Origin of the sequence: Pareuzebyella sediminis (genome assembly GCF_008367235.1) — a bacterium.
In the GTDB taxonomy this organism is placed as follows: domain Bacteria; phylum Bacteroidota; class Bacteroidia; order Flavobacteriales; family Flavobacteriaceae; genus Pareuzebyella; species Pareuzebyella sediminis.
Map to the genome: position 1 here is coordinate 293332 of NZ_VTZS01000005.1, position 26408 is coordinate 319739.

The 26408-nt window shown below is 40.4% G+C and carries 27 protein-coding genes; 7 read left to right on the top strand and 20 right to left on the bottom strand.

Annotation, left to right across the window (positions count from 1 at the left end; all coding sequences use genetic code 11):
- Positions 1 to 45: 45 nt before the first annotated feature.
- Both F2B13_RS17485 and F2B13_RS17490 read right to left on the bottom strand, forming a co-directional pair.
- On the bottom strand, positions 46 to 825 hold the full coding sequence (locus tag F2B13_RS17485) for a zinc ribbon domain-containing protein (protein WP_149277405.1): 780 nt from the start codon (positions 823 to 825) through the stop codon (positions 46 to 48).
- A gap of 5 nt (positions 826 to 830) precedes the next feature.
- Positions 831 to 1925 carry a Nif3-like dinuclear metal center hexameric protein gene (locus tag F2B13_RS17490; protein WP_149304764.1) on the bottom strand — a complete coding sequence of 365 codons (1095 nt, stop codon included), beginning with the start codon at positions 1923 to 1925 and terminating at the stop codon, positions 831 to 833.
- Positions 1926 to 1972: 47 nt separating this feature from the next.
- On the opposite strand from F2B13_RS17490, the gene lpxK reads away from it, so the two are divergent.
- Positions 1973 to 2980 carry a tetraacyldisaccharide 4'-kinase gene (gene lpxK, locus F2B13_RS17495; RefSeq protein WP_232625262.1) on the top strand — a complete coding sequence of 336 codons (1008 nt, stop codon included), beginning with the start codon at positions 1973 to 1975 and terminating at the stop codon, positions 2978 to 2980.
- Here the strand turns inward: lpxK and F2B13_RS17500 are convergent.
- From F2B13_RS17500 to F2B13_RS17540, 9 genes are all read right to left on the bottom strand, one after another.
- On the bottom strand, positions 2961 to 5204 hold the full coding sequence (locus F2B13_RS17500; RefSeq protein ID WP_232623075.1) for a tetratricopeptide repeat-containing hybrid sensor histidine kinase/response regulator: 2244 nt from the start codon (positions 5202 to 5204) through the stop codon (positions 2961 to 2963). The genes lpxK and F2B13_RS17500 overlap by 20 nt on opposite strands.
- Complete coding sequence (gene gap, locus F2B13_RS17505; RefSeq protein ID WP_149304765.1) at positions 5201 to 6211, bottom strand: type I glyceraldehyde-3-phosphate dehydrogenase; 1011 nt, start codon at positions 6209 to 6211, stop codon at positions 5201 to 5203. The genes F2B13_RS17500 and gap overlap by 4 nt, the downstream gene beginning before the upstream one ends.
- Positions 6212 to 6321: 110 nt before the next feature.
- The gene (gene lipA, locus F2B13_RS17510; protein WP_149277408.1) at positions 6322 to 7197 is read right to left on the bottom strand and encodes a lipoyl synthase; all 876 of its coding nucleotides are present in this window, start codon (positions 7195 to 7197) and stop codon (positions 6322 to 6324) included.
- Positions 7198 to 7424: 227 nt separating this feature from the next.
- Positions 7425 to 7979, bottom strand: a complete 555-nt coding sequence (locus F2B13_RS17515; RefSeq protein WP_149277409.1) for an RNA polymerase sigma factor — start codon at positions 7977 to 7979, stop codon at positions 7425 to 7427.
- Between the two features lie 22 nt (positions 7980 to 8001).
- A complete protein-coding gene (locus tag F2B13_RS17520; protein ID WP_149277410.1) occupies positions 8002 to 8220 on the bottom strand; it encodes a membrane or secreted protein in 219 nt (72 codons plus the stop codon).
- 80 nt (positions 8221 to 8300) lie between these two features.
- The gene (locus F2B13_RS17525) at positions 8301 to 9059 is read right to left on the bottom strand and encodes an anti-sigma factor (protein ID WP_149277411.1); all 759 of its coding nucleotides are present in this window, start codon (positions 9057 to 9059) and stop codon (positions 8301 to 8303) included.
- Positions 9056 to 9634 (bottom strand): RNA polymerase sigma factor, encoded by a 579-nt coding sequence (locus F2B13_RS17530; RefSeq protein ID WP_149277412.1) that lies wholly within the window; start codon positions 9632 to 9634, stop codon positions 9056 to 9058. The genes F2B13_RS17525 and F2B13_RS17530 overlap by 4 nt, the downstream gene beginning before the upstream one ends.
- 248 nt (positions 9635 to 9882) lie before the next feature.
- On the bottom strand, positions 9883 to 10899 hold the full coding sequence (gene murB, locus F2B13_RS17535) for a UDP-N-acetylmuramate dehydrogenase (protein WP_149304766.1): 1017 nt from the start codon (positions 10897 to 10899) through the stop codon (positions 9883 to 9885).
- Positions 10899 to 12089, bottom strand: a complete 1191-nt coding sequence (locus F2B13_RS17540; RefSeq protein ID WP_149304767.1) for a pyridoxal phosphate-dependent aminotransferase — start codon at positions 12087 to 12089, stop codon at positions 10899 to 10901. The genes murB and F2B13_RS17540 overlap by 1 nt, the downstream gene beginning before the upstream one ends.
- Positions 12090 to 12522: 433 nt before the next feature.
- On the opposite strand from F2B13_RS17540, the gene F2B13_RS17545 reads away from it, so the two are divergent.
- A complete protein-coding gene (locus tag F2B13_RS17545; RefSeq protein WP_232625263.1) occupies positions 12523 to 13722 on the top strand; it encodes a PDZ domain-containing protein in 1200 nt (399 codons plus the stop codon).
- 59 nt (positions 13723 to 13781) lie between these two features.
- Here F2B13_RS17545 and F2B13_RS17550 read toward each other — a convergent pair whose 3' ends face one another.
- Positions 13782 to 14171, bottom strand: a complete 390-nt coding sequence (locus tag F2B13_RS17550; protein WP_149277416.1) for a DUF1573 domain-containing protein — start codon at positions 14169 to 14171, stop codon at positions 13782 to 13784.
- Between the two features lie 197 nt (positions 14172 to 14368).
- On the opposite strand from F2B13_RS17550, the gene F2B13_RS17555 reads away from it, so the two are divergent.
- From F2B13_RS17555 to F2B13_RS17570, 4 genes are all read left to right on the top strand, one after another.
- Complete coding sequence (locus tag F2B13_RS17555; RefSeq protein ID WP_149304769.1) at positions 14369 to 16999, top strand: valine--tRNA ligase; 2631 nt, start codon at positions 14369 to 14371, stop codon at positions 16997 to 16999.
- A 325-nt stretch (positions 17000 to 17324) separates the two neighbouring features.
- On the top strand, positions 17325 to 17927 hold the full coding sequence (locus tag F2B13_RS17560; protein ID WP_149277418.1) for a TetR/AcrR family transcriptional regulator: 603 nt from the start codon (positions 17325 to 17327) through the stop codon (positions 17925 to 17927).
- Between the two features lie 309 nt (positions 17928 to 18236).
- A complete protein-coding gene (locus tag F2B13_RS17565; protein WP_198440158.1) occupies positions 18237 to 18830 on the top strand; it encodes a hypothetical protein in 594 nt (197 codons plus the stop codon).
- Between the two features lie 100 nt (positions 18831 to 18930).
- On the top strand, positions 18931 to 19692 hold the full coding sequence (locus F2B13_RS17570) for a creatininase family protein (protein WP_149304770.1): 762 nt from the start codon (positions 18931 to 18933) through the stop codon (positions 19690 to 19692).
- A 59-nt stretch (positions 19693 to 19751) separates the two neighbouring features.
- On the opposite strand, the gene F2B13_RS17575 is transcribed toward F2B13_RS17570, so the two are convergent.
- From F2B13_RS17575 to rsfS, 6 genes are read right to left on the bottom strand one after another with little or no spacing between them, the layout of a single operon-like run.
- Positions 19752 to 20012 carry an acyl-CoA-binding protein gene (locus F2B13_RS17575; RefSeq protein ID WP_149277420.1) on the bottom strand — a complete coding sequence of 87 codons (261 nt, stop codon included), beginning with the start codon at positions 20010 to 20012 and terminating at the stop codon, positions 19752 to 19754.
- Entirely contained in the window at positions 19987 to 20670 is a 684-nt protein-coding gene (locus tag F2B13_RS17580) for a phosphatidylserine decarboxylase family protein (RefSeq protein ID WP_149277421.1), read from the bottom strand. Before F2B13_RS17580 ends, F2B13_RS17575 begins: the two co-directional genes overlap by 26 nt.
- Positions 20660 to 21463 (bottom strand): phosphatidate cytidylyltransferase, encoded by an 804-nt coding sequence (locus F2B13_RS17585; protein WP_149277422.1) that lies wholly within the window; start codon positions 21461 to 21463, stop codon positions 20660 to 20662. The genes F2B13_RS17580 and F2B13_RS17585 overlap by 11 nt, the downstream gene beginning before the upstream one ends.
- 3 nt (positions 21464 to 21466) lie before the next feature.
- Positions 21467 to 22081, bottom strand: a complete 615-nt coding sequence (locus F2B13_RS17590; protein ID WP_149277423.1) for an LUD domain-containing protein — start codon at positions 22079 to 22081, stop codon at positions 21467 to 21469.
- Positions 22082 to 22137: 56 nt separating this feature from the next.
- A complete protein-coding gene (gene ftsH / locus F2B13_RS17595; RefSeq protein ID WP_149277424.1) occupies positions 22138 to 24150 on the bottom strand; it encodes an ATP-dependent zinc metalloprotease FtsH in 2013 nt (670 codons plus the stop codon).
- A 9-nt stretch (positions 24151 to 24159) separates the two neighbouring features.
- Positions 24160 to 24537 (bottom strand): ribosome silencing factor, encoded by a 378-nt coding sequence (gene rsfS, locus F2B13_RS17600; RefSeq protein WP_149277425.1) that lies wholly within the window; start codon positions 24535 to 24537, stop codon positions 24160 to 24162.
- Between the two features lie 94 nt (positions 24538 to 24631).
- Here rsfS and F2B13_RS17605 point away from each other — a divergent pair, with 94 nt between their 5' ends.
- Positions 24632 to 25363, top strand: coding sequence for a biotin--[acetyl-CoA-carboxylase] ligase (locus F2B13_RS17605; protein WP_149304771.1), 732 nt, complete (start codon positions 24632 to 24634; stop codon positions 25361 to 25363).
- On the opposite strand, the gene F2B13_RS17610 is transcribed toward F2B13_RS17605, so the two are convergent.
- Both F2B13_RS17610 and pyrE read right to left on the bottom strand, forming a co-directional pair.
- Positions 25355 to 25756 carry an SRPBCC family protein gene (locus tag F2B13_RS17610; RefSeq protein ID WP_149304772.1) on the bottom strand — a complete coding sequence of 134 codons (402 nt, stop codon included), beginning with the start codon at positions 25754 to 25756 and terminating at the stop codon, positions 25355 to 25357. The genes F2B13_RS17605 and F2B13_RS17610 overlap by 9 nt on opposite strands.
- Positions 25757 to 25763: 7 nt before the next feature.
- Positions 25764 to 26405 (bottom strand): orotate phosphoribosyltransferase, encoded by a 642-nt coding sequence (pyrE, locus tag F2B13_RS17615; protein ID WP_149304773.1) that lies wholly within the window; start codon positions 26403 to 26405, stop codon positions 25764 to 25766.
- Between the last annotated feature and the right edge of the window lie 3 nt (positions 26406 to 26408).

Genomic DNA, 26408 nt, shown 5'->3' on the forward strand with positions numbered 1-26408 from the left:
GCCGCTCCTTTTCAAGGGCGGCTTTAAAATTAAGTTCGTATTATCTTAGAGCTTCGCGAAAAGCTTTTCCATTTTTTCTTGCTCTTCCTCAGCTAACACCGGGTCTACTAAAATTCGACCGCTATGCTCATCAGTGATTATTTTCTTGCGCGATGCAATTTCCACCTGAATTTGAGGCGGAATTGTAAAGAACGATCCTCCAGATGCACCTCTTTCGATTGGTACAACGGCCAAGCCATTTTTGACATTATTTCTAATACGCGTATAGGCCTTGACCAAACGCTCTTCGATTTCGGTTTGATATTTCTCAGACTGGTCTAAAAGAGCCTTTTCTTCTTTTTCGGTCTCGGCCAAAATAGCATTTAACTCACTTTTCTTATGCTTTAAATGCGCTTCACGTTCACTGAGCCGTTCTTTGGTTTCAGAGATAACTTCTTTTTTTTGCTCGATTTGTGCCTTGAACTCCTTGATGTTTTTATCGGCCAACTGTATTTCAAGCTCCTGAAATTCCAATTCTTTGCTGATCGAATTAAACTCCCTACTGTTACGAACGTTCTTTTGTTGTTCTGTGTACTTTTTGATTAAGGCCTTTGCCTCTTCTATTAAATTCTTTTTAGCGCCAATTTCATAGTTGATGGTCTCTACGTCGGTCTTTAATTTATCGATTCTGGTTTTTAGACCTAGTACTTCATCTTCCAAATCCTCCACTTCCAAGGGCAATTCTCCTCGCACATTACGTATCTCATCTACCCTTGAATCAATCAATTGCAAATCGTACAATGCCCTTAATTTCTGTTCTACTGGTACGTCTTCTTTTTTTGCCATATATTTTATAAATACTTGATAGGATTTGTTATACTTTTTGATAAACGGATTGCAAAATTAGGGATTTTTTTTGTAAGATAATCAACTAAAAGGTTTTTTGTAAACTGCTCGCTTTCAAAGTGTCCGATATCGGCTATGACCATTTTGCCTTCCGCTTTGTAAAATTCATGATATTTAACATCGGCCGTGATCAGAATATCGGCTCCTGCAGCTTTGGCAGCCTCGATGGCAAAGGCGCCACTACCCCCCAAAACTGCTACTTTGCTTACTTTTTTGTTCAGTAGCTTGGAATGTCGAATGACGGAAACATTCATTTTTTGTTTTACGGCAAGAAGAAAGTCTTCTCCTTCCAATGGTCTTTTCAGTGTGCCGATCATACCCATTCCGATATTGGGGTGCGTTTTGTCAAGGCTGTATATGTCATACGCCACCTCTTCATACGGATGATTTTCAAGTAAGGCGGTCACTATTTTGGATTGGTCCGCTTTTGAAAAAATAACGTTCACTTGGGTTTCTTCTTCGAAGTGAACTTTGCCAATTATACCCTTTGCCGGACGGGCGTCAGCGTTGGCTTTATAACTTCCAATGCCATGGGAGCTAAAACTGCACTTACTATAGTTTCCGATATTTCCGGCGCCTGCATTGAATAGTGCATTGCGTAATACGTCTACATCGGCCTTGGGCACATAGGTGGTCAGCTTTTTTACTACTCCTTTTTTTGGAATTAATATTTTCGGATTCAAGATTCCAAGAACCTCACAGATTTTTGAATTTACGCCTGGGGAAACATTATCAAGCGCGGTATGCATACTATAGATAGAAATATTATTTTGAATCGCTTTGACAACAACTCGTTCCACATAAGTACTTCCTGTTATTTTCTTTAACCCGTCAAAAATGATGGGATGGAAACTTACTATTAGATTACACTCACATTCGATGGCCTCGTCGACAACATTTTCCAAAGTGTCAAGTGTAACCAAGACACCCGAGACATTTGTATTCATATCCCCGACCAAAAGACCCACATTGTCAAAGTCTTCGGCATAGTCCAAAGGGGCAAATTCGTCTAGAATGGCAATAACCTCTTTTACGATCATAAGAAATTTTATAAGGTCTAAAGATAAAATATTATAATTTCGCCCTCGTGCAACTGCTTAGAAAAATACTATTTCCGATATCTTTAGTGTATGCCATGGTGGTCTATCTGAGAAACTTCCTCTATGATAAAGGAGTTTTTAGCTCCAAAACTTTTGAAACACCAATAATTTGCATAGGTAACTTGAGCGTGGGCGGCACTGGAAAGACCCCGATGGTTGAATTTTTGATTTCTGTGCTTTTTGAGAAAGTTACACTGGCCGTATTGAGCAGGGGGTATCGTAGAAAATCCAAGGGTTTTATTTTGGGAGATGAAAACAGTACGGTTGAGGAATTGGGAGACGAACCTTATCAGATTTTAAAAAAGTTTAAAGGAATCAGTGTCGCAGTCGATGCCGATCGACAAAACGGCATTTCCATTCTTCAGGAGAAATTGAAGCCCGATGTGATAGTATTGGACGATGCTTTTCAGCATCGTAGGGTCAGATGTGACTTTTCAATCTTACTGACGGTCTACGATAAGCTGTATGTCGACGATTGGTATTTACCTACCGGAAATTTAAGGGATGCTAAAGGAGAGGCAAAGCGGGCCGATATCATTGTTGTAACTAAATGTCCACTTTCCTTAAAGGCTGGGGAACGAGCCCGTATTATCAATAAAATAAATCCTAAACCGGGACAGGACGTGCTTTTTGGATTTATCGATTATGGGAAGCAGCTTATCGGCAATCGAGAAAAAGTTGATATCTCTGCCCTTGAAAAGGTTGAAATTACTTTGGTTACGGGTATTGCAAATCCAGAACCCTTGGTAAAGTTTCTTCGGGATCAAGGTGTAAGATTTGAACACTTGAGATTTGCAGACCATCATTTTTTTAGTGCAAACGAAATAGCGCTTTTAAGGCAAAAGGAGTTTGTGCTTACTACCGAAAAAGACTATGTACGTCTTAACCAACAGTTGAATAATATCTACTATATGCCGATTGCATTTCGGTTTTTTAAAGAGGACGAAAAGGTAATTGAAAAGCACTTGAGAACTTTTATGAGACCGAATTCCTGACCGGTTTCTTTTTAAAGATATTTTCGCCTATTTTTTGGTAGAATATTTCAGGTTTGAATGGTTTCGTAACGACATCGTTGCAGCCTGCGGCATAAAAGCTCTCTAGGCTGTCGTCAAGTGAAATGGCCGTAAGTGCAATGATTGGGGTCTCCTTATCAAATTTCCTAATTTCTATGGTCGCTTCCTCGCCACTGATTCCGGGCATATGAATATCCATTAAAATGGCATCATATGGAGTAGTTTTTGCCAATTCGATAGCTTCAGTACCATTATTGGCTATGTCACTGGTCATTTCTTTCTTGGTGAGCATTTTCTTGGTAATCACCTGGTTTATCTTATTGTCTTCCACAATGAGAAGGTGTAGGCCTTTAAAATTGTAATTCTCTTCAGTAATTTCAAAAGAAACGTCGTCGACTAGGCTTTCTTTGCTTTTCAATTCAAGTTCGAAAAAGAAAGAGCTACCTACACCAGGAGCACTTTCCAGTTGTATCTTACTGTCAAAAAGGCCTAAGAGACTTTTTACTATGGTTAGGCCGAGCCCCGTTCCGCCATATTCCCTATTGATTTGAATCGAACCTTGTTCGAAGCCTTCAAATATATTTTCTTGCTGGTCTTCGGAAATACCTATACCATTATCTTTTACCTCAAAATAAAGGGTTACGTCTTCGTCCAGTTTTTTCATCAACTTAGCGATAACCCTTACCTCCCCATTTTTCGTGAATTTTAGTGCATTTCCTACGAGATTTATGAAAATCTGGGATAGTTTAAGAGGGTCGCTCATTAAATGGTTTGGAATGTTCTCATCATAATCCAATATAATGGCCGTACTATTATTATTTGCACTTTGTTTTAGAGAGTCGATGACTTCTTGAAGAACCTTTTTAAGATTGAATTCTATATTCAAAGGCTCTAATTTATCAGCATCGATTTTATTGATTTGTAATATGTCGTTAATGAAATTTAAAAGATAGTCACCGGAAAATTTCAGTGCTTTTAGGTGTTCTTTTTGATTTTCGTTTGGGTTCTCTTCCAGTAAAAGATGCGTAAGACCCGTTACGGCATATAGCGGGGTCCTAAGTTCATGGCTAACGGTAGACAAAAAATTTGTCTTGGCCTCCATGGCAGTAACGGCGGCATCGCGAGCAGCTTTTAATTCTGTATTCTTCGTTTGTAAGAGATCATTGGTCTTGAGCTTGATATGGTTGTTCCTAAATAACGATACTGCTAGAAGAGTGATAATTATCAGTAAGGCTGAAGTTAGGATTAAGGTAATATCCGACCTGTTTTTTGATTCGTTCAGTTCTTCTATTTTTTGTTCTTGGCGTTTAATTTCATCACTCATGAAATCGAACTGAATTTTTTCGGCAGTTTTCGTTTCCGTCTTAATTTTTGCAATATTGAACAACGAATCTTGAATGCCAAGAAGATTTTTGTTGTTCTGCAATGCCAAGGAATACTGGCCAAGCAATTCGTAAACGGAAGTCAACCTTTCGTTGGCCTCTAATATTTCCTTGAAAAAATCATTTTCTCTGGCAAGTGCTAGCGCTTTTTCCGCGTTAATCGCACTTTCTTCGAAATTTTTCGTTTCGAAATTCAGTTTTGCGAGACCTAGGTAAGCTCGCGTGGCCAGATATTCACTTTCATAGATATCCGTATTTACAATAAGGGAATTAAAGTTTTTAGAGGCACTTTCGTATTTTTCAAGGTTCATATAAATGTTACCTTCGACCAATAAGATATTGTTATAAAAATTACGATCGTTGTTGAGCTGTTTGGCTTCATTTAGCATGAAAATGGCCTGGAAATTTTTGTTGTCGCGATACAAAAGAATACCTTCTATAAACTTTTGCATCGCATTTCCATAAGGGTATTCGATATCTTTGAGTAGTGCTTTGGCCCTATCCCAATAAAAATATGTGGTCTCTTCTTTGTCTAACTTCAGATAGACCAAGGCGAATTTATGGTAGCAGTCGATCAATGCTTTGATGTCTTCATTGTCTTCGGCTACTTTAGCTGCTTTTTCAAGCTCTTCTAGGGCCAGATCGGTTTCTGCCCGATTACTGTACAATCTAGCTTGTTTGAAATAGGTCTCGACGTTTTTTATGAGCGAGGTATCCTGTACTTCCGTATTATCTTCTTGGGAAAAGGCAAGCTGAATGCTTAAAAGTACTGTCAATATCGACAGCCACCAACTTGATCTGATATGTAGATTTTCAGGAATCAAATGTAATTTTTTCTCACTAGTAAGTGTATCAAATCTACGATTCTGCTGGAATACCCACTTTCGTTGTCGTACCAACCTATTATTTTGACCATTTTACCTATTACAGATGTCATTTGTGAATCAAACGTACAAGAATAAGAACTATTGTTTAAATCGACAGATACTATAGGATCTTCCGTATATAAAAGTATGTTTTTCAGCTTCTTGCCTGCCACAGCCTTAAAATTAGCATTAATTTCTTGAATCGAGGTTTCCCTTGTCACATTGAAGGTGATATCGGTCAAGGAGCCATTTATTACAGGTACACGAATACCACATCCTCCAATGACGTTTGAAAGGTGTGGAAAAATTTTAGTAAGCGCTTTGGCGGCACCTGTAGTAGTTGGAATTATCGACTGTGAAGCGGCTCTTGCCCTCCTAAGGTCTTTATGGGGTTGATCGTGCAAGCTCTGATCAGTAGTGTATGAATGGATAGTGGTTATATAGGCCTGTTCAACACCGCAAAGGTCGTCGATAACCTTGATCATAGGTGCGGCATTGTTCGTGGTGCAAGAGGCGTTCGAAATAATGGAGTCGTCTTTCTCAATGATGGTCTCATTAACCCCTAAAACGACCATTTTGATATCTTCTCCGATTGGAGGAACCGAAAGAATTACCTTTTTTGCGCCATTCAGTAAATGATGCGATAAAATTTGACTAGACTTAAATTTTCCTGAGCATTCAATAACGAGGTCAACATTATAGGTAGACCAGGGTATATCTTTGGGAGTTTCGTGATTGAGTATTGGAATCTTCTTTCCGTCGACAATGATAGTATTTCCGGTGTTACGTACCTCGGTACCTAGCGTACCGTGAACACTGTCGTATTTTAACAAATGAGCCAAGGTATGGGCATTGGCTAAATCATTGATGGCAGTAACTTTCAGGTTTTTATGGTCTCTGAGTAACCTAAAAATGGTGCGACCGATACGACCGAATCCATTTATGCCTATATTGATTGTTTTCATGGGCCTTGCGGAATAACATCCAAATGCTTTTATTTCTAGTAAGGTAAGTTTGTAACCAAATCGTTATGGTTTGAACCCATAACTCACAGCCGTTATACCAAACGCAGATTTTAATCAATATGCTTATGCGCCTTATACGAAGATCGGACCAATGCTCCACTTTCTACGTGCCTAAAACCCATTTGAAGCCCAATTTCTTCATATTTTTTGAATTGAGCAGGGAGAATGAACTCTTTTACGGGTAGATGTTTTTTAGACGGTTGCAGGTATTGGCCAATGGTAATAACATCAACGTTCACGCCCCTTAAATCTTCCATGGTTTGTATTACCTCGTCCTCATGTTCGCCCAGGCCCAACATAATACCGGATTTTGTACGGTTGACACCTTTTAGGTTTAGATAGTTCAAGACTTCTAGGCTACGCTCGTACTTTGCTTGAATACGGACTTCCCGGGTTAGCCTTTTTACGGTTTCCATGTTGTGCGAGACTACTTCAGGACTGACTTCGATTATGCGATCGAGATGTCTTTCTACGCCTTGAAAATCAGGGATTAGTGTTTCTAGCGTGGTTTCCGGATTCATGCGGCGAATGGCCTTTACCGTCTCGGCCCAGATAATAGAACCCATATCCTTTAGGTCGTCACGGTCGACCGAAGTGATGACCGCGTGTTTTATGCCCATGATCTTTATCGATCTGGCGACCTTTTCCGGCTCGGCCCAATCAACCGAAGTAGGACGCCCGGTTTGAACGCCACAAAACCCACAAGATCTAGTGCAGATATTTCCCAAAATCATAAATGTCGCAGTGCCTTCGCCCCAGCATTCACCCATGTTCGGACAACTGCCTGAAGTGCAAATGGTATGCAAATCGTACTTCTCGACCAATCCTCTTAGCTGTGTATATTTTTTCCCAGTAGGTAGCTTAACACGTAGCCATTTTGGTTTGCCTTTCGGGGGCGCTATATGCTCTGCGGTTTCTACACTCATATTTAATTTTAAGTTTTCACAAATATACAAACTAAAAAAAGACTTATACCTGACATTGTTTTCGTTCTTTTAACCCTGTAGTTCACTTAATTCAGGGCTTTTGTGAAAAAAAAGCGGTAGTTTGTCGACTCATTTGCTGCCTTTGTGCCTATAAAGGAATTTATAAAAAAAAGCTTCTTTAAATGCGATAAATACAAGTCCAGAAGCGATAGTAAATCTTGGGATTTCTATGGTTTGTTTTTAATCACTTCGGCAAGCAGTTTTTTGGCCCGTAGCAATTTCACCTTTACATTGTTTACAGGTTCATTAAGCTCTTTTGCCATGGCAGCGTAACTTAATTCCTTGAAGTATCGTAAATTGATGACTTCTTGATAATGTGGCTTCAGTTTTTTAATATGCTGCAGGAGACTATTAAGATTTTCCCCCGTAATTAAACGGTCTTCGGCGGTGGGGGCATCATCAAGTACCTTTTTCACCGCCTCGTTGGTGCCATCGGTTTTTAGGTTTTTTTTTCGCTTTCTAACAAGGTCTACGTGGATATTCTTGGATATGGTTATCAACCATGTTTTGAATTCGTAGGTATCGTTATAGGTGTCTAATTTGTCGAAGGCCTTCGAAAAAGTTTGAATGGTGATGTCTTCGGCATCGTTTTCATTTTCGGTTCGTTTGAGTTGAAAGCCATAGACTCCATTCCAAAATGTATCCAATAAGGTACTAAACGCTATTTGGTTTCCCGCAAGTGCTTTTTTAATAATGGCTTGGGTATCATCGCCTTTGGCCAAATGAAGAGGTTTTAGAAATTAATCAGATTTGCGAACTGATTTCCGCATCAACATCTTGTCGACAATCTTGTTCGTCGGGAAGTTTTCCGCACATACTGCAGGCTTCTCCCTTATTGTTTAAAAAGGGGCTTTGACTTGCACAGGTGCCAGCAAATTTTCCGTCTTTTTTAGACCAAATTTTAATGGCAATACCAGCGAAAGCAAGGGCTAACAACCCAATGGTCAATAAAACAAGTTTCATGGTTCAATTTTAGACAAAGATACAAAATAAAGCCCCGAAACGGAAGTCTCGAGGCCTTGGTTTTTGTGCGGTATCGGTTCTCAGTACGAGATATTCGCTACAATATTTTCAACAGTAGGTCTGTTGTTGCCGCCTTTGGGCTCAATGGTTATATAACCTACGGCATTGTCTGCATACGGAAGCGCCAAAAGCTTTTCTTGGCTATCGGCTTCGTGGATTATACCAAGATTAACCATCTTACCGTTCACTTCGGCCCACATTTGATAACACTGGTCCTCGGGCAAATTGGGAAGTTTGCTCACATTGATGTAAGACAATTTTTTCACGGGGTTGATATAGGCAACCGCTTTAAGTTCCTTCGCCTTTTTATTACCATTGACGTTATATTTCTTCGTCTGAGGATTTTGAAGAACGATAAACTGATTTCTTACATCTTCCAATTGTTCACGCATGGTTTCCTCCAAATCGTCTATTTTATTGGATACGACGATATTTTCTTCTTTAAGGCTTTGATTTTGATCCCAGAAGAAAAAAGATGCCCCGACCGAGAATAATAGGGCGATGCTAGCCGCCACCGCAAAACGATAGAAATTTTTACGCACCCTATTTTCCTTTTTGATTCTCCGAAGTATTTTTTCCTTTAGTTCTTCAGGGGCTTTGACTGCATGCAACTTAGCCAGTGTTTCAAGGTTCTCCTGAAGTTCGTCATACGCTTGGCGAACTTCAGGGTACATCGCCATGTACTTTTCAACTTTCAGGGATTCTTCATGACTGGATGTACCTAATAGGTAATTTTCCAGCATATCAGAATCCAAGAATATTTTAATTTTTTCTTTCATGATGTTATTAGGTGTATCAGGTTTATTGACAACATCAACAGCAGGTTAGGTCCGTAAATCTTTTTGAGCTCCCTTAGTCCGATTTTTAACCTTGATTTTATTGTGCCTAAAGGAATGTCAAGTTCATCACTTGCTTCCTGTTGTGTCATGCCTTGAAAAAACAAGGCGTCCAACACAATTTGATATTTAGACTCAATTTTTGCAAGATTTTCCCGAAGATCTAAAAACTCAGGATTTATACTATTGACGCCTACATTATATACGTCTGAAACATCGATTTGGATTTCTTTGTCACTCTTTGTAGTTACACTTCTAAGTTTATCTATGGCCGTGTTACGCGTTATGCGAAAAAGCCAGGTAAAAAGCTTAGCTTTTGAGGCGTCGTACGAGTCGGACTTTTTCCAAATCTTGACAAAGCTTTCCTGTAAAACGTCTTGGGCCAATTCTTCGTCGCGTACCACTTTGTTTGCCACACCCAGAAGTGTATCACCATAATGTTCGTAAAGCAACGAAATCGCTTTTTCATCGCGCTCATGAAGCAGTTCGACAATGTGTTTTTCAAGTAAGGTGCTCATAAAGTAATGTAGGTCGTGAAAAAAAGTTATGTGGGGACATCCGTTCCAACGATTTATACCGTATATGAAATAACGCTAATTTATAAAAATTGATTTTGATTGGCGTATTCTCAAAATTTTATAAAATAAATGTACAATTGGTAACTGTACATTTAGTTTTTGGTTAGTTTGGTTTGGTATAGCCCCTATTACTTCAAATAATAGGGGTTATTTTTTTGTAATCGTATTGGCTTTTTCACAATTCGCCATCATGATATTATATTGACTTCTGGTGAGATGGTAATTCCAAATTTTTGACGTACCTGTTCAACGACCCTTTCTGCCATATTGATTATATCCTTTCCGGTGGCATGTCCGTAATTGACAAGAACCAGTGCCTGATTTTTGTGTACGCCCGCATCTCCGAATCGCTTGCCCTTAAGACCACACTGTTCGATAAGCCAACCTGCAGGAATCTTATAGCAGTCCTCCGCAATTTTATAAAAAGGGGCGTGCGGGTGGTTTTCGGTAAATGTAAGAAATTCGGATGCACTTAGTACTGGATTCTTAAAAAAGCTGCCACTATTGCCTATTTTACAAGGGTCGGGTAACTTTTTTTGCCGTATGGAAACTACCACATTCGAAATATCTTTTATGGTGGGGTCGGAAATACCCTTGGCCTGGAGCTCAGCTTCAATGTCTCCGTAATTTGTATTTATTTTATGGGTATTCTTGGTTAATTTTAAGGTAATTGAAGTAATTACATATTTTCCTTTGCCCTCATTTTTGAAATAAGAGTCACGATACCCAAAATGGCAATCCTCGTTGGTAAATATTTTGATCTTCTTCGACTCGACCTCCATTGCCTCACAGCTCGTTAAAATATCCTTTAATTCGACGCCATAGGCTCCTATGTTTTGAATCGGAGCGGTACCCGCGTTACCCGGGATCAGAGATAAATTCTCGAGCCCCCCATAATTCTGATCTAAGGCCCATAATACCATTTGGTGCCAGTTTTCTCCGGCCATGACCTTGATCCATACTTCTTTTTGGCTTTCTTCGACAATTTCAATCCCTTTTAGACCAATATGTAAGACCAGTTTATTTAAATCACCGGTAATTAGTATGTTACTTCCGCCGCTTAAGATAAATTTTTCGGGGTATCCCGATAGTTGAAGAGCCTCCTTGAGTTTTTTGAGCGAATCGATTTCACAAAAGAATCGCGCCCTGGCATCGATTCCAAAAGTGTTGTAGGGCTTTAGGGAGACATCGGTTTGAACATCCATCAACCTATATAACTTGTTAGGGCTTGTTTTAGTATATGGACTGCTCTTTTTAAGCTTTCTTTATCGAGTACATAGGCAATACGTACTTGGTTTTTGCCAAGTCCCTCGGTGGCATAAAAGCCTGCTGCCGGTGCGATCATCACGGTCTCTCCATCCAAGCGATATTCTTCTAACAACCATCGGGCAAAATCGTCTGCATCGGCAATGGGTAATTCGGCAATGCAATAGAAGGCCCCTTTTGGGTTGCCAATTTTTACGCCCTCAATTGTTTCGAGTTCTTCGACCAAAACATTTCTACGCGCTTGGTACTCTTCCTTTACTTTGTCAAAGTACTCCTGAGGGGTTTCAAGGGCGGCTTCGCTGGCTATTAGAGCATAGGTGGGCGGCGATAGTCGTGCTTGGGCGAATTTGAGTGCCGTTCGAATAACTGCCTCATTTTTGGTGACGAGACAGCCGATTCGTGCACCGCACATACTATATCGTTTCGAAACTGAATCGACCACAATGGCATGTTGCTCGATACCTTCTTCTTGCAGAATTGAATAATGTTCTTTTCCGTCATAGGTAAATTCGCGATACACCTCGTCGGAAATCAAGAACAAATCATGTGCTTTGACGATGTTTGCCAATTTTTTGATTTCTTCACGGGTATACAGATAGCCCGTCGGATTGCCTGGATTGCATATTAAAATCGCTTTGGTTCTTGGTGTAATTAGTTTTTCGAACTCCTCAATAGGGGGGAGGGAGAAATTCGAATCGATTTTTGATACAACGGGAACAACTTTAATACCGGCGGCCGTTGCAAAACCATTGTAGTTTGCATAAAACGGTTCAGGAATAATAATTTCGTCGTCTATATCCAATACACTGTTAAGGGCAAAAGCCAAGGCTTCGGAACCGCCAGTGGTAACGATGATGTCTTTAGCCGTAATCTGAATGTCATGTTTGGCGTAGTACTGTGCCAATTTATCTCGATAGGTTTCCGAACCCTCGGTGCGACTGTATTCCAATACGGTGAGAGTATTGTTTTTTACGGCATCCAAGGCCACTTTTGGGGTTTCGATATCGGGTTGCCCTATGTTGAGGTGTATCACCTTAACTCCCTTTTTTTTGGCTTCTTCTGAAAATGGAACCAATTTTCGTATCGGGGATTCGGGCATGGAACTTCCTTTTCTGGAGATGGATGGCATATATCGTAATTTTTCACAAAAATGGGAAATCCTAGCGATAAAACCACAATTGCCCCTACTATTTTCAAACCATTTAACACTGGTCTAAGAATTGCCTCACTTTGTCTATACTACTGGCGCCAAACTAGTTCAGGCATAGTTGAGGCCATCAATATTTTGGAATTTCAATGCATACAGGGAAGACTTGGTCCCACATCTGGCGTTTTAATAAAAGAGGGCACAACACGTTGGTTTTTTGTTAATTATATGGGCGGGGGACTAAAAATATCGTAATTTAGGTAAGATACGGGTTTTATTAAAGTTTAATGTAATGCGGAGCTTGGGTGCGGTATTGCCATTATTTTTGTTGCCAATAATAATATTTGGACAAACCTTTAATCTTCCAGAAGGTCAGAAGTATGAAAAAGTAAAGTTCGAGCTTATTAATAATCTTATGATTATACCCATAACGGTTAACGGCACGGAGCTTTCATTTATTTTTGACTCTGGCGTCAGCAATCCGATCCTTTTCAATCTCTCTGATAAAGATTCGGTTCAAATTAATGATGTTACTGAAATCGAAATTAGGGGTCTGGGCCATAACGCCCCGCTTAAAGCCTTGAGTTCTAAGGGTAATACCTTTAGGCTGAAAAAAATCGAAAATTCTTCGCAATCTTTGTATATCGTTTTGGATAAAAGCATGAACTTTTCCTCCACTTTCGGAATTCCTATTCATGGAATTATCGGATACCAGCTTTTTCGTGATTTTGTGGTCGATATCAATTATGCCCGTAGAACGATTAAGTTTTATGATCCTGAGTTTTATAAGCGTAGGGAAAGAAGTACATCACAAAGGCTTCCACTATCGGTCATCAAGAAAAAACCTTATGTTGACAGCAATCTGTTTTTAAAGGATGCCGAAAATCTATCGGTTAAGCTCTTGGTGGACACTGGAAGTAGCGATGCTATATGGTTGTTTGAAGATGACACCATAGGTATTCCTGAAAAAAGTTATACCGATTTTTTGGGCAAAGGGCTGAACGGCGATATTTTCGGAAAACGTACCAAGGTAGAAGGGATTAAAATTGGCAGATTTATCCTGGAAGATGCAAAGGCAGCCTTTCCGGACATAAAGGCCATGAACTCAATTACAAACTTTGGTAGTCGTAATGGTAGTATTGGTGGCGAGGTACTAAAACGTTTTAATATTGTTTTTGATTACGGGCAGAATAGCATATCATTTAGAAAAAACCGAAATTATGACGATCCTTTTCAATATAATTTAAGTGGAATCGATTTGGAGCATAATGGTATGCGGTATATCGCAGAAACCATTGCTGAACCCAAGGGAGTGGTGTTAAGCGATAAAAACGGGTTTGGTAATGTGCAATTGCTTTTTGATGAACGTACAAGATTAAGCCTGGCGCCAGAAATCGTTGTTTCGGGTATACGGGCCGGAAGCCCTGCGGCTAGGGCGGGTCTTCGGGAGGGAGACGTCATTCTCGCCGTAAATGGCAAAGACGTCAAACGCTACAAGCTTCAAGAGATTTTTGGGATTCTCAATGAGAAAGAAGGCAAACGCATTCGACTTTTGATCGAAAGATATAATTCGGCCCTTACCTTCACTTTTGTGCTAAAGAATATGCTCAAATAAGAACCCCGGATTGATTATATCCGGGGTTCTTTCTTTTAATAAATGTTGTAAAGATTCTCTTATTTTCCTTCGGCAGCCTTTACTTCACCTTTAATTTTCAGTACTTTGGTAGGTGTATCTGCATTTGATATAACGGTAATCGCCTTTCGGATAGGCCCAACCCGGTTTGTATCATATTTTACCTGAATCTCACCGGTTTTACCAGGTAAAATAGGCGCTTCGGGCTTCTTTGGGATAGTGCATCCACAGCTAGAACTCACTTTGCTGATAATCAACGGTGCAGTACCGGTGTTGGTGAATTCAAACACGCGTACACCATCTGATCCTTTAGTGATTTCACCATAATCAACGGTTTCTGTTTTAAACTCGATTTTGGCCGCTTTGTCTTGAGCTGTAAGGCTTAAACCCATTAGGCCAACAAATAATACAAGTACTATTTTTTTCATCATAATTTAATTTAGGGAATTTCAAAAATAAATCTTTTGAGATGAACCTCCAAAATTCTTTTGTTATCTTCTAACGTTAGTTATTTTTGTTTCGTATTCAAAAGTGGGCAAAATCACCCATAGTTTATTAACAACTAACATTATTTTATCGGTCTCTATTTTTGACCGAAACATAGCTGTCAAAAATCGTTCCAAAAAATATGAATATCCCTTCTAAATATGATTCCCACCAAGTTGAAAACCATTGGTACGATTACTGGATGGAACACGGCTATTTTAATTCCGTCCCTGACGATAGGGAGCCCTACACCATCGTAATTCCCCCTCCAAATGTTACAGGTGTGCTGCATATGGGCCATATGCTGAACAATACACTGCAAGATGTATTGATCCGAAGAGCCCGTTTACAGGGGAAAAATGCGTGTTGGGTTCCAGGAATGGATCATGCTTCTATTGCTACCGAGGCAAAAGTTGTGGCAAAACTAAAGTCTGAGGGAATCGAAAAAAATTCGATTGGGCGTGAAGCGTTTTTGAAACATGCATGGGCCTGGACCGATGAATATGGAGGGGTGATTTTGGAACAATTGAAAAAATTAGGCTGTTCTTGCGATTGGAAGCGGACCAAATTCACCATGGACGATGAAATGTATCGGTCGGTAATTAAAGTTTTTGTTGATTTATATGCGAAAGGCTTTATTTACAGGGGATATCGCATGGTAAATTGGGATCCAGAGGCATTGACCACATTGTCGGATGAAGAAGTGATCTATGAGGAAAGGCAAGGATTATTATACTACCTGTCGTATCCCATAGAAGGTTCCGATGAAAAAGTGACCATAGCCACTACTAGGCCCGAGACCATTTTGGGGGATACTGCTATTTGCATAAATCCAAATGACGAACGCTACTCTCATCTAAAAGGAAAGAGGGTAATTGTTCCTATCTGTGATAGGATAATCCCGATTATCGAAGATGACTACGTCGACATAGAATTCGGAACGGGTTGCCTAAAAGTCACCCCCGCCCATGATGAGAACGACAAAAACCTTGGTGAGAAGCACCAGTTGGAGGCCATCGACATTTTCAATGCCGATGCTACGCTAAATTCTTTTGGTCTGCACTATCAAGGAAAAGATCGTTTTATAGTCCGAAAGCAAATTGCCGAAGAACTAAAAGAGAAAGGATTCTTGGTCAAAACCGAAAATTATATCAATAAGGTAGGAACATCGGAACGTACCAAGGCCGTTATCGAGCCACGCTTGAGCGATCAGTGGTTTTTAAGGATGGAGGAACTTGTAAAACCAGCCTTACGGGCTGTTTTGAATACGGATGAAATCAAATTTTTCCCAAAGAAATTTGAGAACACCTATCGCCATTGGATGGAAAATATTAGGGATTGGAATATTTCACGCCAACTTTGGTGGGGGCAGCAGATACCTGCATACTATTTCGGAGATGGCCAAGATGATTTTGTGGTCGCGGAGACTCCCGAGGAAGCATTGGTTTTAGCACGTTCTAAAGCGAAGAACGAAAACCTTACAATAGAAGATCTAAAGCAGGATGTTGACGTGCTCGACACCTGGTTTTCCTCTTGGCTATGGCCTATCAGTGTTTTCAACGGCATTTTAGAACCTGATAACCAAGAGGTCAACTATTACTACCCTACCAACGATTTGGTCACGGGACCTGATATAATTTTCTTTTGGGTGGCGCGAATGATAATCTCAGGGTATGAATATCGTGGTGAGCGCCCTTTTGAGAATGTATATTTTACCGGGCTTGTGCGGGATAAGCAGCGACGAAAGATGTCAAAGCAGTTGGGGAATTCACCCGATGCATTGAAGTTGATCGAAACCTATGGGGCAGATGGAGTTCGGGTGGGATTGCTATTGAGTTCCGCTGCAGGTAACGACCTCATGTTCGATGAAGAGCTTTGTCAACAAGGCAAGAATTTCGCCAATAAGATATGGAACGGGTTTCGATTGTTAAAAGGGTGGGAAATTCAGGAAATTCCACAACCTGAAGCCTCTAAAATCGCTATTGCATGGTACAAAACCAAGTTTAATAGTACGTTGATTGAAATAGAGGACCATTTCAGTAAATATCGCATTTCAGACGCCCTTATGGCCATTTATAAGCTGGTATGGGACGATTATAGTTCTTGGTTATTGGAAATTATAAAGCCTGATTATCAACAGCCAATAGACCGGCATACTCACGAAGCGGTGATTGGATTTCTCGAACAAAACCTGAAACTATTGCATCCATTTATGCCTTTTTTGACCGAGGAGGTCTGGCAGCATATTAAAAAGCGAACTCCTGAAGAAGCTTTAGTGGTCTCACAATGGCCGGAAACAAAAGTAATGGATGAGGAGTTGATCGAAGAATTCAATAAAGCCTCCGAGGTCGTCAGTGGAGTAAGGAATATTAGAAAAGACAAGAATATTCCAATGAAAGAACCCTTAGAACTCATGGTGCTCAACGAGGGCAATTTTTCAAAAAGCTGGGATCCGGTGGTTCAAAAACTAACTCATCTCTCTCAAATATCTTATGTTGACGGTATGGTAGATGGTGCGCTATCCTTTCGGGTAAAGAGCAATGAATATTTTGTGCCCATTACCGGCGCTATCGATGTAGCCTCGGAAATTAAAAAGATCGAGGAAGAGTTAAAGTACACGAAGGGTTTCTTAAAATCGGTGCAGAAGAAACTGTCCAACGAGCGTTTTGTGAACAATGCCCCTGAAAATGTCATTGCACTTGAACGTAAGAAACAGGCCGATGCAGAGGCCAAAATTGAAACTTTGGAAAAGAGTTTGGCCAGTTTAGGGTAGCGTTTGAGGTAATATGGTAACTTTTAGGATCAAGTTTCCTCTAATCTCTTGAAGTTTTAGATTTTAGATACCAACTTCAAAATACGGAGTCCTATTTCGCAATTACTTTCTTGATGGACGGCTTGCTGTACGAATTGTCTTTTAAATTCACCTGAGAGAACAAGTATAGGGGGGCTGCACAAAGTGGCCGATCGAGAATTGCCTGAAATTGTAAGGTGTTTGAATCGTTTGGACGGACACCTGGATGTACGAAAGTGATAATGAATCACGGACGGCGGATTACTAGATTCTCAAGAAAAAGCGAATCCCTTATAAATTTAAGTGAATGCCTATTCACTTATTTCGCTATATTAGCAAGGTGAGACCAAAAGATAACGCGAAGGTAGAGGCTATTTTCGAAGCTACCATCGGCTTGACCGGGGAGCTGGGCTTGGATAAACTCACCATTTCGGCGATTGCGAATAGGGCGGATATCGCAAGTGGCACATTATATATTTATTTTGACGGAAAAGAACAATTGCTCAACGAACTGTACAAGAGTTTGATGCAAAAGGGAACGCTCTCCCTCTTACCTTCGATAACCCACCTTCCTCTTAAAAAGCAATTGATGTCAATTTGGGCGAGTGTGCTGAAATTTCGCGTAGTCAACAGCGCGGATGTAGTGTTCATGCATCAGTTTCGTTATTCTTCACTAATTTCAGGGGAAGCTAAGAATTTAGATGAAAGGTTTTTAGGGCACGTTTCCAGGTTGTTGAATGCGGGCAAAAAAGAATGTATTATCAAGGATGTTGACAATGAACTTTTGTTTCCGCTGCTTTATGGGTACGTCAATAGTTTGGCAAGGGATATGGTCTCTAAAAACATTACCTTGACCGAGACCCTAATCGAGACCACCTTCGGTATTTGTTGGGATGCTATAAAAGCTTGAAAAGTTTAACATTTTTAAATGAATACTTGTTCATTTAAGAATGTATCTTTGTGGTCCCTAAGTCTATAGCTAACTCAATGTCTCTTAATTCGTACGTACGGCGTAAGCTACTTTTTTAGGAACAACTTGAACTTATTTGGTTAACGAGGCCCCACAAATGCGGTAAATATACGGTTCCCCCACTGTATCGCTGTGGGGTTTCTTTTTTTATACTCTGTTTTTCAAGATAATTACAGTGTGTGCTGTTTTTATGGAATCTCTTGGTGCATTTTCGAGTTTGATTGTTATCTTTAAGAAAACGATACCATTATGAAAGAATTTATATGCCTAATGGCTTTGTCTACCACCATTTCATGTGTTTCTCAAACGACAAGTGCCGATATTCTTCCAGAACCCGTACAAATAAAAACGGCTACCTTACCGGCGCCCGAAGCTGATAAAGAAGATGCGATGGTTTATGGTTACAATGCCTCGGGCGAGTTGGTGGTTTTAAGGGAAGGTAGCAATAACCTTGTATGTATCGCCGACGATCCAAAAAAGGAAGGTATTAGTGTAGCGTGTTATTCAAAAGCACTGGAGCCTTTTATGAAAAGGGGGCGTGAGTTGACTGCCGAAGGTAAGAACACCAAGGAAAAGCGCGAAATACAAGGGGCGGAGGTGGCCGCAGGAAAATGGCAGATGCCATTGGTGCCCAGTATGCTTTATGTCTACTATGGCAGCGATGACGCATACGACAAAGAAACGGGGAATCTTGCCGATGGTCAATTTCGTTATGTTATTTATACGCCCTTTGCAACAACCGAATCAACAGGTTTGCCTGGCAAACCTCACGAAAAGGGTATGCCCTGGTTGATGGATCCAGGCACGTATCGAGCGCATATCATGGTAGGTCCATTTAATTGATACCCCTTTCGCTGCAGTCGTTATATGCCGCCCCTGAACCCTCAAAGAAATACGTATTGTTTCTTAGTCGTTTATTTAAACCATAAACCAACATAACTTGATGAGACCCTATATACTGGCGGAAACCAATTGGGAAGCTTTAAAAAATGAAACTTTTGATTTGGCGGTCTTGCCCTGGGGAGCTACGGAAGCCCATAATTACCATTTGCCCTATGCAACAGACAATATTCAGGCCGACCATATGGCGGCCGAATCGGCAAGATTGGCTTGGGAAAAAGGAGGGAAGGTAATCGTGCTGCCCACTATACCTTTCGGGGTGAACACAGGGCAATCCGATATTTATCTTGATATTAATTTAAACCCCAGTACACAGTTAGCCATTCTAAACGATATTGTCGAAGTACTCGACCGCCAGAAGCTCTCTAAGCTTTTGATTTTTAATGGTCATGGGGGTAATAATTTCAAACCTTTGGTCAGGGAGCTGGGTTTGAAATTTCCGAAGATGTTTATCAGTTACTGTTTCTTTCCACAAGTGCTGGACAAATATGCATATTTTGAAGAAAAGGGCGATCATGCCGATGAGATGGAGACCAGTCTAATGCTCCACTTGCGTCCTGATTTAGTATTACCTAAGGGAAAATGGGGTAGAGGGGCCGCCAAATCTTTTAAGATCAAGGCTTTTTCCGAGGGATGGGCATGGGCCGAACGCGAATGGTCGAAAATTAGCGAAGATACCGGTACCGGTAATCCGTACAAGTCGACCAAGGAGAAAGGGCATCTTTTTTTTGAGGATATTACAAAGAAAATGGGGGATTTTATGCTCGAACTCTGCGAAGCCGATTTAGATGATCTCTATGAATAAAATAGACTATAGACTGGAAATGCTTCTTTAATACTTTCGACCAGGGCGAAGAAATATCGCTAGGTCATCAATTCTTTCTTTACTAGTTTTATATATGCCTTCATAGCTTCTTCCCGAGAGAGATTTTTAGCCTGAATCAAGGCATTGGCCTTAAAAGCATTGATTAATGGAGTCTTGCTTCCAGGGTTGCTGAAATTTTTGTTTGCAATTCTGTAATACGCATATAACTTTAATAAAAGGTCGGCCGGCATAGGTTCGGTATGGCCGTTAACAAATTCGACAGCTTTTTGAAAATCAGTAAGTAACTTCTCCGTTTTCATCTTTCTTGATAGTTGCCGCAATGCAAGTTTTTGCCCCGACTACTTTTTGATTGAGCCTCACCGTAATTGCACAGTCCAAAGGTAACAAAAGGTCGACTCTAGACCCGAACTTTATAAACCCTGCATCATCTCCTTGCTGTACACTCTCGCCAACCTCGGCATAATTTACAATACGCCTTGCCATCGCACCTGCTATTTGTCGATATAAGACGTCACCAAATTTAGGAGTCTTGATAACCACGGTGGTACGCTCATTTTCGGTACTCGATTTCGGATGCCAAGCCACGAGATATTTACCTGGGTGATATTTAGAATATTTGATGCTCCCACTTGCAGGATATCGCGTCACATGGACGTTGGTAGGCGACATAAAAATAGAAACTTGCTTTCGTCTATCGTTGAAATACTCCGTTTCCTCAACTTCTTCGATAACAACTACCTTACCGTCGACCGGTGCTAAAATTTCGTCGAAGTTCTTAAGGGTCTTACGTGTGGGATTGCGAAAGAACTGTAGAATTAGAATAAGGAGAATGAGTGATGTAATTTGAAGGCCCCAGCGTAACCATGGGATATTCACGTAAAACTGCGAAAGCAAGATGATGGCAGAAACGATGAAAAAAGTGGCCAAGATTATCTTTTGACCCTCCTTATGAAACATAAGCAAAAATGTTTAACGTTAAGTATGCAAATGGCGCTGCGAATATAAGACTATCCAACCGATCTAGCATTCCTCCATGCCCTGGTAAAATAGCGCCACTATCTTTCACTCCTGCCGACCGCTTAAACTTAGATTCGACCAAATCCCCTAAACTTCCCGCAACAACGATGACGGCTGCTACACAGACCCATTGCAACGGACTAATCAAGGGTTCGTACTTTGCCATCAAATAGGCTATCCCAAGAGCAAATACCAAGCCGCCTAAGGCACCTTCAACTGTTTTTTTAGGGGATACCCTAGGAAACAGCTTCGTGCGACCGAATAGGCTACCTACAATGTAGGCAAAAGAATCGTTTACCCAGATAAGTATAAAAATACCTATAATTAAGAATTTGGCAAAGTCATCATTGGTATAGGGAATCATGGTCAGAAATATACAGCCCCCGCCCACATAGAACAAACCAATGATAAATTTTTGCACCGTATTAAAAAGTTTTTCCCTTTTCGAAAAAAGATATACCATTAAGGCAATATTCACTAAAATGGTACAAAGTAATAACACGTAGACCAATAACATATCAGTAACGAAATAAATGTAGGCCCACCAAAGGGCCATGTAGGCCAAATAGATGTGTAGCCCTCTCAGGGCTACCAGTTTTTTGTATTCATTCAAGCAGGCCAAGCCGAACACCATGAACAAAAAGTCAAAGGCATCGGAACTTAAAAAAACAGCCGATAATAATAAAATAATGTAAACTGCCCCGGTTAGCGAGCGTCTAAGCACTTCTCTCATAATCTACAGATCTTCCAAAAGTAAAAGATACAGATTTTTGGAACTACTTCCGTAGGTGAGAAAATCATCTGAATTTTCTTTGTTTGATTGAAAATGCTTTAAAGTGGTAATGTTGGCCGGAATACTATGGCCATATTTCTTTTTAATTGTCTTTAGTCCTTCGCCAATAGATTCTACCAACTGACTGGTAGTAGCGAATACGATAACATTATAAGGCAACTCGTGGAGTTTATTGTCCATTAACTGGTTTGAACACACAAGTATTGATCCATTTTGAGCGATAAGATGTTCACAAGTAGTAAAGAAGACATCACTTTCCTTCGATTTATTGGTAAACTTGATTTTCTCCTTTGAAAATTTCTCTTTCAAATTGTCATTAAGCGCAAAGAAAGGATGCTCATGCCAGTCGTTTTCATTAATTATGTTCTTAAGTGCCCTAGAAATCTCAGAAAATGAATCGCAATATAGAAACTTGCCACCGTTCTTTTTGAAATGGATCGTAAACTTCTCATCTACCGGTATAACAAGGTCGGGCATATGGGCACCTCTAGTTTCCGTAGTTTCTTTGGAACCCTTTTTCTTTTTACCTCCGCCAAATAATTTGTCAAATAGCCCCATTTGCAATTATAAAACTCGATATGCGCCTTCCTGCATATGAAAAACGTTAAAATTCTTTATTTATTTTTCTCACCTTCCTCGGCCAAAGTTCCTTGTTCAGCACTTTCGTCTACATCTTCTTTCGGTACTTTTTCCTGTCCCTTTTGGTCAAATTCTTTGTCGAAGGGTCTTTTGCCAAATATTTTTTCAAGGTCTTCCTTGAAAATAACCTCTTTCTCGAGAAGTCTTTCGGCCAATTCGGTAAGTTTGTCTTTATTCTCAGTTAGTACCGCTATGGCCCTTTCATACTGGGCTTCGATTATTTTTGAAATTTCTTCGTCTATCTTTCTCGCGGTATTCTCACTATAGGGTTTTGAAAAACCATAAGAGTCTTGTCCTGAAGAATCGTAATAGGTCAAGTTTCCAATTTCATCATTGAGCCCATATATGGTTACCATCGCCCGTGCTTGCTTGGTTACTTTTTCCAAATCGGAAAGGGCCCCGGTTGAAATTTTATCGAAGATCACTTTTTCCGCGGCCCTACCTCCCATGGTAGCGCACATCTCATCGAGCATTTGCTCAGGTCTCACAATCAGGCGTTCTTCAGGTAGGTACCAAGCAGCACCTAATGATTGGCCACGTGGTACAATAGTAACTTTAACTAGGGGTGCGGCGTGTTCAAGCATCCAACTTACCGTGGCATGACCAGCCTCATGGTAAGCAATCGTTTTTTTCTCGCCTGGCGTAATAATCTTGTTCTTCTTTTCGAGGCCTCCCACAATTCTATCTACGGCATCCAAGAAATCTTGTTTGGTTACCGCTTTTTTCTCTTTTCTAGCGGCTATAAGGGCAGCCTCGTTACAGACATTCGCAATATCGGCACCTGAAAAACCTGGAGTTTGCCGTGCCAAGAATTCAAGATCCAAAGCTTCGGCGGTTTTAATAGGTCTGAGATGTACTTCAAATATCTCCTTTCGTTCCCGAATATCGGGGAGATCTACGTAAATCTGTCTATCGAAGCGACCAGCACGCATAAGAGCCTTATCCAGCACGTCGGCGCGGTTCGTAGCAGCCAACACAATGACATTGGTATTGGTACCAAAACCATCCATTTCGGTCAATAGCTGGTTCAATGTATTTTCGCGCTCGTCATTTGAACCTGTAAAATTATTTTTACCACGGGCTCTACCTATAGCATCAATTTCGTCAATGAAAATGATTGCTGGAGACTTGTCTTTGGCCTGTTTGAAAAGGTCTCGTACCCTTGAGGCACCAACACCCACGAACATTTCAACAAAATCGGATCCGGATAGGGAGAAGAAAGGTACCTTAGCCTCGCCTGCAACGGCTTTCGCTAAAAGGGTCTTCCCGGTTCCAGGAGGTCCTACGAGCAATGCACCCTTAGGAATCTTACCGCCCAAAGAAGTGTATTTGTCAGGATTTTTTAAGAACTCCACGATTTCCTCTACTTCTTCCTTTGCACCTTCAAGACCCGCTACATCTTTAAAAGAGGTTCTTGTATCGGTCTTTTCGTCAAAAAGCTTGGCTTTCGATTTTCCGATATTGAATATCTGGCCGCCTGCGCCTCCGCCTCCGCCTCCGGACATTCTACGCATGAGATATATCCAAATACCAATAATTAATACAAAGGGCAGAATGCCCAACAACAAATCCATAAGGTAGTTGTTGTCCGTATCGTAATCGACTATGGTGTCAAGATTGTTTTCTTTTTTAATATTCTTGATTTCATTCTCGAAATTTTGAAGATCACCATAGTCTAGCACATATTGTGGGGCCCTGCCGGTTGAAGGCAAGAAAGGCTGATCGTTTACCTCTTTGTGAACATCTTTTTTCAAAGCCTCATCGGTAAGGTACACCTTTGCCTGACGGGTATTGGTGATAATCATTATTTCTTTGACATCACCGTTTCTAAGATATTCCTGTAGTTCTGATGTGGTGGTTTTCTTTGTACTTGCAAAATTACCGCTACCTATAAATTGAAAGCCAATTAAAAGTATCGCGATCAAACCGTAAATCCACCATGAGCTGAATTTCGGTTTTTTAGGATTTGTATTGCTATCTTTAGCCATTCTTTTTTTTTACTGGTTTAAACTACTCTCCACCTCAGTGACCTTGGCATCTCCCCAAAGGCCCTCGATGTCATAATATTCTCTAATGTTTTTTTGAAAAACGTGCACAACGATGTTCACATAGTCCATCAATACCCACTCGGCGTTATCTTCACCTTCAACGTGCCAAGGTTTATCTGAGATGGCCTTGCTTACAGTTTTTCGGATGGAACCGACTATAGCATTTACATGTGTATTCGAAGTACCATTACATATTATAAAGTAGTCGCAAACGGTATTTTCAATATCCCTAAGGTCAAGTAAACTTATATCATTTCCTTTTACTTCTTCAATTCCCTGTAAGATCAATGCAATTAATTCATCTGCACTGGCTTTGCTTTTCTGCATTCAAAAATTTTAGTTTCTACAAAGTTATTATTTTTTTGTTCTTTTAACCCCAGTTTTTAACAATTGATGGAATATATAACCCATCATAGGGATTATGCAATTAATCAAACTTGATGCCACGGACTCGACCAACGATTATTTAAAAAGTTTGGCGAAGTCTAAATATCTCGACGATTTTACGGTAGTGACCACTAAAAACCAATTGAAAGGTAAGGGTCAAATGGGCGCAAAATGGTATTCAGAACCTGGCAAAAACCTTACCTGTAGCGTGTTAAAGAAAAATATGAACATTCCCATTTCCGATCAATTTGCACTGAATTGTTGTACCTCATTAGCCGTATATAACACCCTTAAAGCCATATCGGTACCCAATCTTAGTATTAAATGGCCTAACGACATTCTGTCAGGCTCGCATAAAATTTGCGGGATACTTATCGAAAACATATGCTCCGGGGGTCTCGTTCGTACCTCCATTATAGGTATAGGTCTTAATGTCAACCAGCAAAACTTTAACAACTTACAGAACGCTAGTTCGCTAAAAATGTTGTTGGGTAAGGCTTTGGATATTGGGGAACTGCTGTGTCACATCGTATCAAATTTAGAGGAAGCCTTTAAATCATGGGAAAGAAATGGATATCGGTACCTTTTAAATCACTATGAAAACCACTTGTTCAGAAGGGCTAAGCCCTCAACGTTTAAAAATTCGACGGATGAATTATTCATGGGTTTCATAACAGGGGTCACCAAGGAGGGAAAATTAATTATTACCCTTGAAGACAATGTTTTGAGGGAGTTTGATCGAAAAGAGATTCAACTATTATATTGAATGGATCCTTTCCAAATTTTCCGAAAGCGTTTCCATAAAATTGGTAATGGGTTTTTTGACCATCATGGCCATCATAGCATTGAATTGGCCTTCGAAACTTAAGGTCACCTCACTTGCATCGTCTTCCGTAGATTTTATGTTGGCCGTTAAAGTAAAGGGTAGTTTATCATTTGCTGCACCCAAAACGATTTTATTATAAGGAATTTGTTCTTTTCGTTCCAAAACGATTTCAGGCATGCCCTTTATGGAAAAAAGAAATTTATCTTCGTTCAAAACCACAAATTTTTCTATGGATTCGGGCATTAATTTCTCGAAGTTTTTTAAATCTGTTAGATAATCGAATACTTCTTTGTCTCCTTTAGAGATATTCTTTTTGGGGGCTTCTATATGCATGTACTCTCTATTGTTGCCATTCTGAAGGCCGTTTGCGCCATTCTAAAAGCATGTTAAGCTGTTCTTCTTTAATAAAGTGGGTTTCAGATGCCTGTTCCACAAGATGCGCGTAGTCACTGAGGGTGTTAAGCGCGATACCTTTTTTTTCAAAATTCTCTTGGGCCGTATGAAAACCGTAGGTAAATATGGCCAGCATACCTTTTATATTGGCGCCTGCATGTATCAGGGCATCCACGGCATTCAGGCTGCTCTTCCCTGTGCTAATCAAATCTTCAATGACTACAACCGTTTGATTGCGTTCAAGCTGACCTTCGATTTGATTTTGCCTTCCATGGGATTTGGGTTCGGGGCGAACGTAGATAAAGGGAAGGTTCAAATAATCGGCAACTAGCACCCCGATTCCTATCGCACCGGTTGCAACACCCGCTATGATATCCGGCTTGCCGTAGAGTGCTTCCACTTGTTTGGCCATTTCTTCTCGAACGAAGTTTCGAATGATAGGATGCGAAAGAATTATTCTATTGTCACAATAAATTGGGGATTTCCATCCAGAAGCCCATTGAAAAGGATTTTCCGGTTTCAACTTTATTGCATTAATTTGCAGCAGAAGCTCGGCTGTTTTTTTAGCGGTGTTTTTGTCTAAAACCATAAC

Excerpts from the sequence above, each read along its gene's own strand:
- gap (WP_149304765.1), bottom strand. The coding sequence starts at position 6,211 with ATGAAAACAATCAATATAGGCATAAATGGATTCGGTCGTATCGGTCGC.
- F2B13_RS17580 (WP_149277421.1), bottom strand. The coding sequence starts at position 20,670 with ATGTTTCATAAGGAGGGTCAAAAGATAATCTTGGCCACTTTTTTCATC.
- F2B13_RS17560 (WP_149277418.1), top strand. The coding sequence starts at position 17,325 with ATGCCTATTCACTTATTTCGCTATATTAGCAAGGTGAGACCAAAAGAT.
- F2B13_RS17575 (WP_149277420.1), bottom strand. The coding sequence starts at position 20,012 with ATGAAAACGGAGAAGTTACTTACTGATTTTCAAAAAGCTGTCGAATTT.
- F2B13_RS17555 (WP_149304769.1), top strand. The coding sequence starts at position 14,369 with ATGAATATCCCTTCTAAATATGATTCCCACCAAGTTGAAAACCATTGG.
- rsfS (WP_149277425.1), bottom strand. The coding sequence starts at position 24,537 with ATGCAGAAAAGCAAAGCCAGTGCAGATGAATTAATTGCATTGATCTTA.
- F2B13_RS17525 (WP_149277411.1), bottom strand. The coding sequence starts at position 9,059 with ATGAAAGAAAAAATTAAAATATTCTTGGATTCTGATATGCTGGAAAAT.
- ftsH (WP_149277424.1), bottom strand. The coding sequence starts at position 24,150 with ATGGCTAAAGATAGCAATACAAATCCTAAAAAACCGAAATTCAGCTCA.
- lipA (WP_149277408.1), bottom strand. The coding sequence starts at position 7,197 with ATGAGTGTAGAAACCGCAGAGCATATAGCGCCCCCGAAAGGCAAACCA.
- F2B13_RS17570 (WP_149304770.1), top strand. The coding sequence starts at position 18,931 with ATGAGACCCTATATACTGGCGGAAACCAATTGGGAAGCTTTAAAAAAT.
- F2B13_RS17590 (WP_149277423.1), bottom strand. The coding sequence starts at position 22,081 with ATGGGGCTATTTGACAAATTATTTGGCGGAGGTAAAAAGAAAAAGGGT.
- F2B13_RS17520 (WP_149277410.1), bottom strand. The coding sequence starts at position 8,220 with ATGAAACTTGTTTTATTGACCATTGGGTTGTTAGCCCTTGCTTTCGCT.
- F2B13_RS17545 (WP_232625263.1), top strand. The coding sequence starts at position 12,523 with ATGATTATACCCATAACGGTTAACGGCACGGAGCTTTCATTTATTTTT.
- F2B13_RS17605 (WP_149304771.1), top strand. The coding sequence starts at position 24,632 with ATGCAATTAATCAAACTTGATGCCACGGACTCGACCAACGATTATTTA.
- murB (WP_149304766.1), bottom strand. The coding sequence starts at position 10,899 with ATGGATGTTCAAACCGATGTCTCCCTAAAGCCCTACAACACTTTTGGA.
- pyrE (WP_149304773.1), bottom strand. The coding sequence starts at position 26,405 with ATGGTTTTAGACAAAAACACCGCTAAAAAAACAGCCGAGCTTCTGCTG.
- F2B13_RS17485 (WP_149277405.1), bottom strand. The coding sequence starts at position 825 with ATGGCAAAAAAAGAAGACGTACCAGTAGAACAGAAATTAAGGGCATTG.
- F2B13_RS17610 (WP_149304772.1), bottom strand. The coding sequence starts at position 25,756 with ATGCATATAGAAGCCCCCAAAAAGAATATCTCTAAAGGAGACAAAGAA.
- F2B13_RS17490 (WP_149304764.1), bottom strand. The coding sequence starts at position 1,925 with ATGATCGTAAAAGAGGTTATTGCCATTCTAGACGAATTTGCCCCTTTG.
- F2B13_RS17585 (WP_149277422.1), bottom strand. The coding sequence starts at position 21,463 with ATGAGAGAAGTGCTTAGACGCTCGCTAACCGGGGCAGTTTACATTATT.
- F2B13_RS17565 (WP_198440158.1), top strand. The coding sequence starts at position 18,237 with ATGAAAGAATTTATATGCCTAATGGCTTTGTCTACCACCATTTCATGT.
- F2B13_RS17540 (WP_149304767.1), bottom strand. The coding sequence starts at position 12,089 with ATGCCATCCATCTCCAGAAAAGGAAGTTCCATGCCCGAATCCCCGATA.
- F2B13_RS17530 (WP_149277412.1), bottom strand. The coding sequence starts at position 9,634 with ATGAGCACCTTACTTGAAAAACACATTGTCGAACTGCTTCATGAGCGC.
- F2B13_RS17550 (WP_149277416.1), bottom strand. The coding sequence starts at position 14,171 with ATGATGAAAAAAATAGTACTTGTATTATTTGTTGGCCTAATGGGTTTA.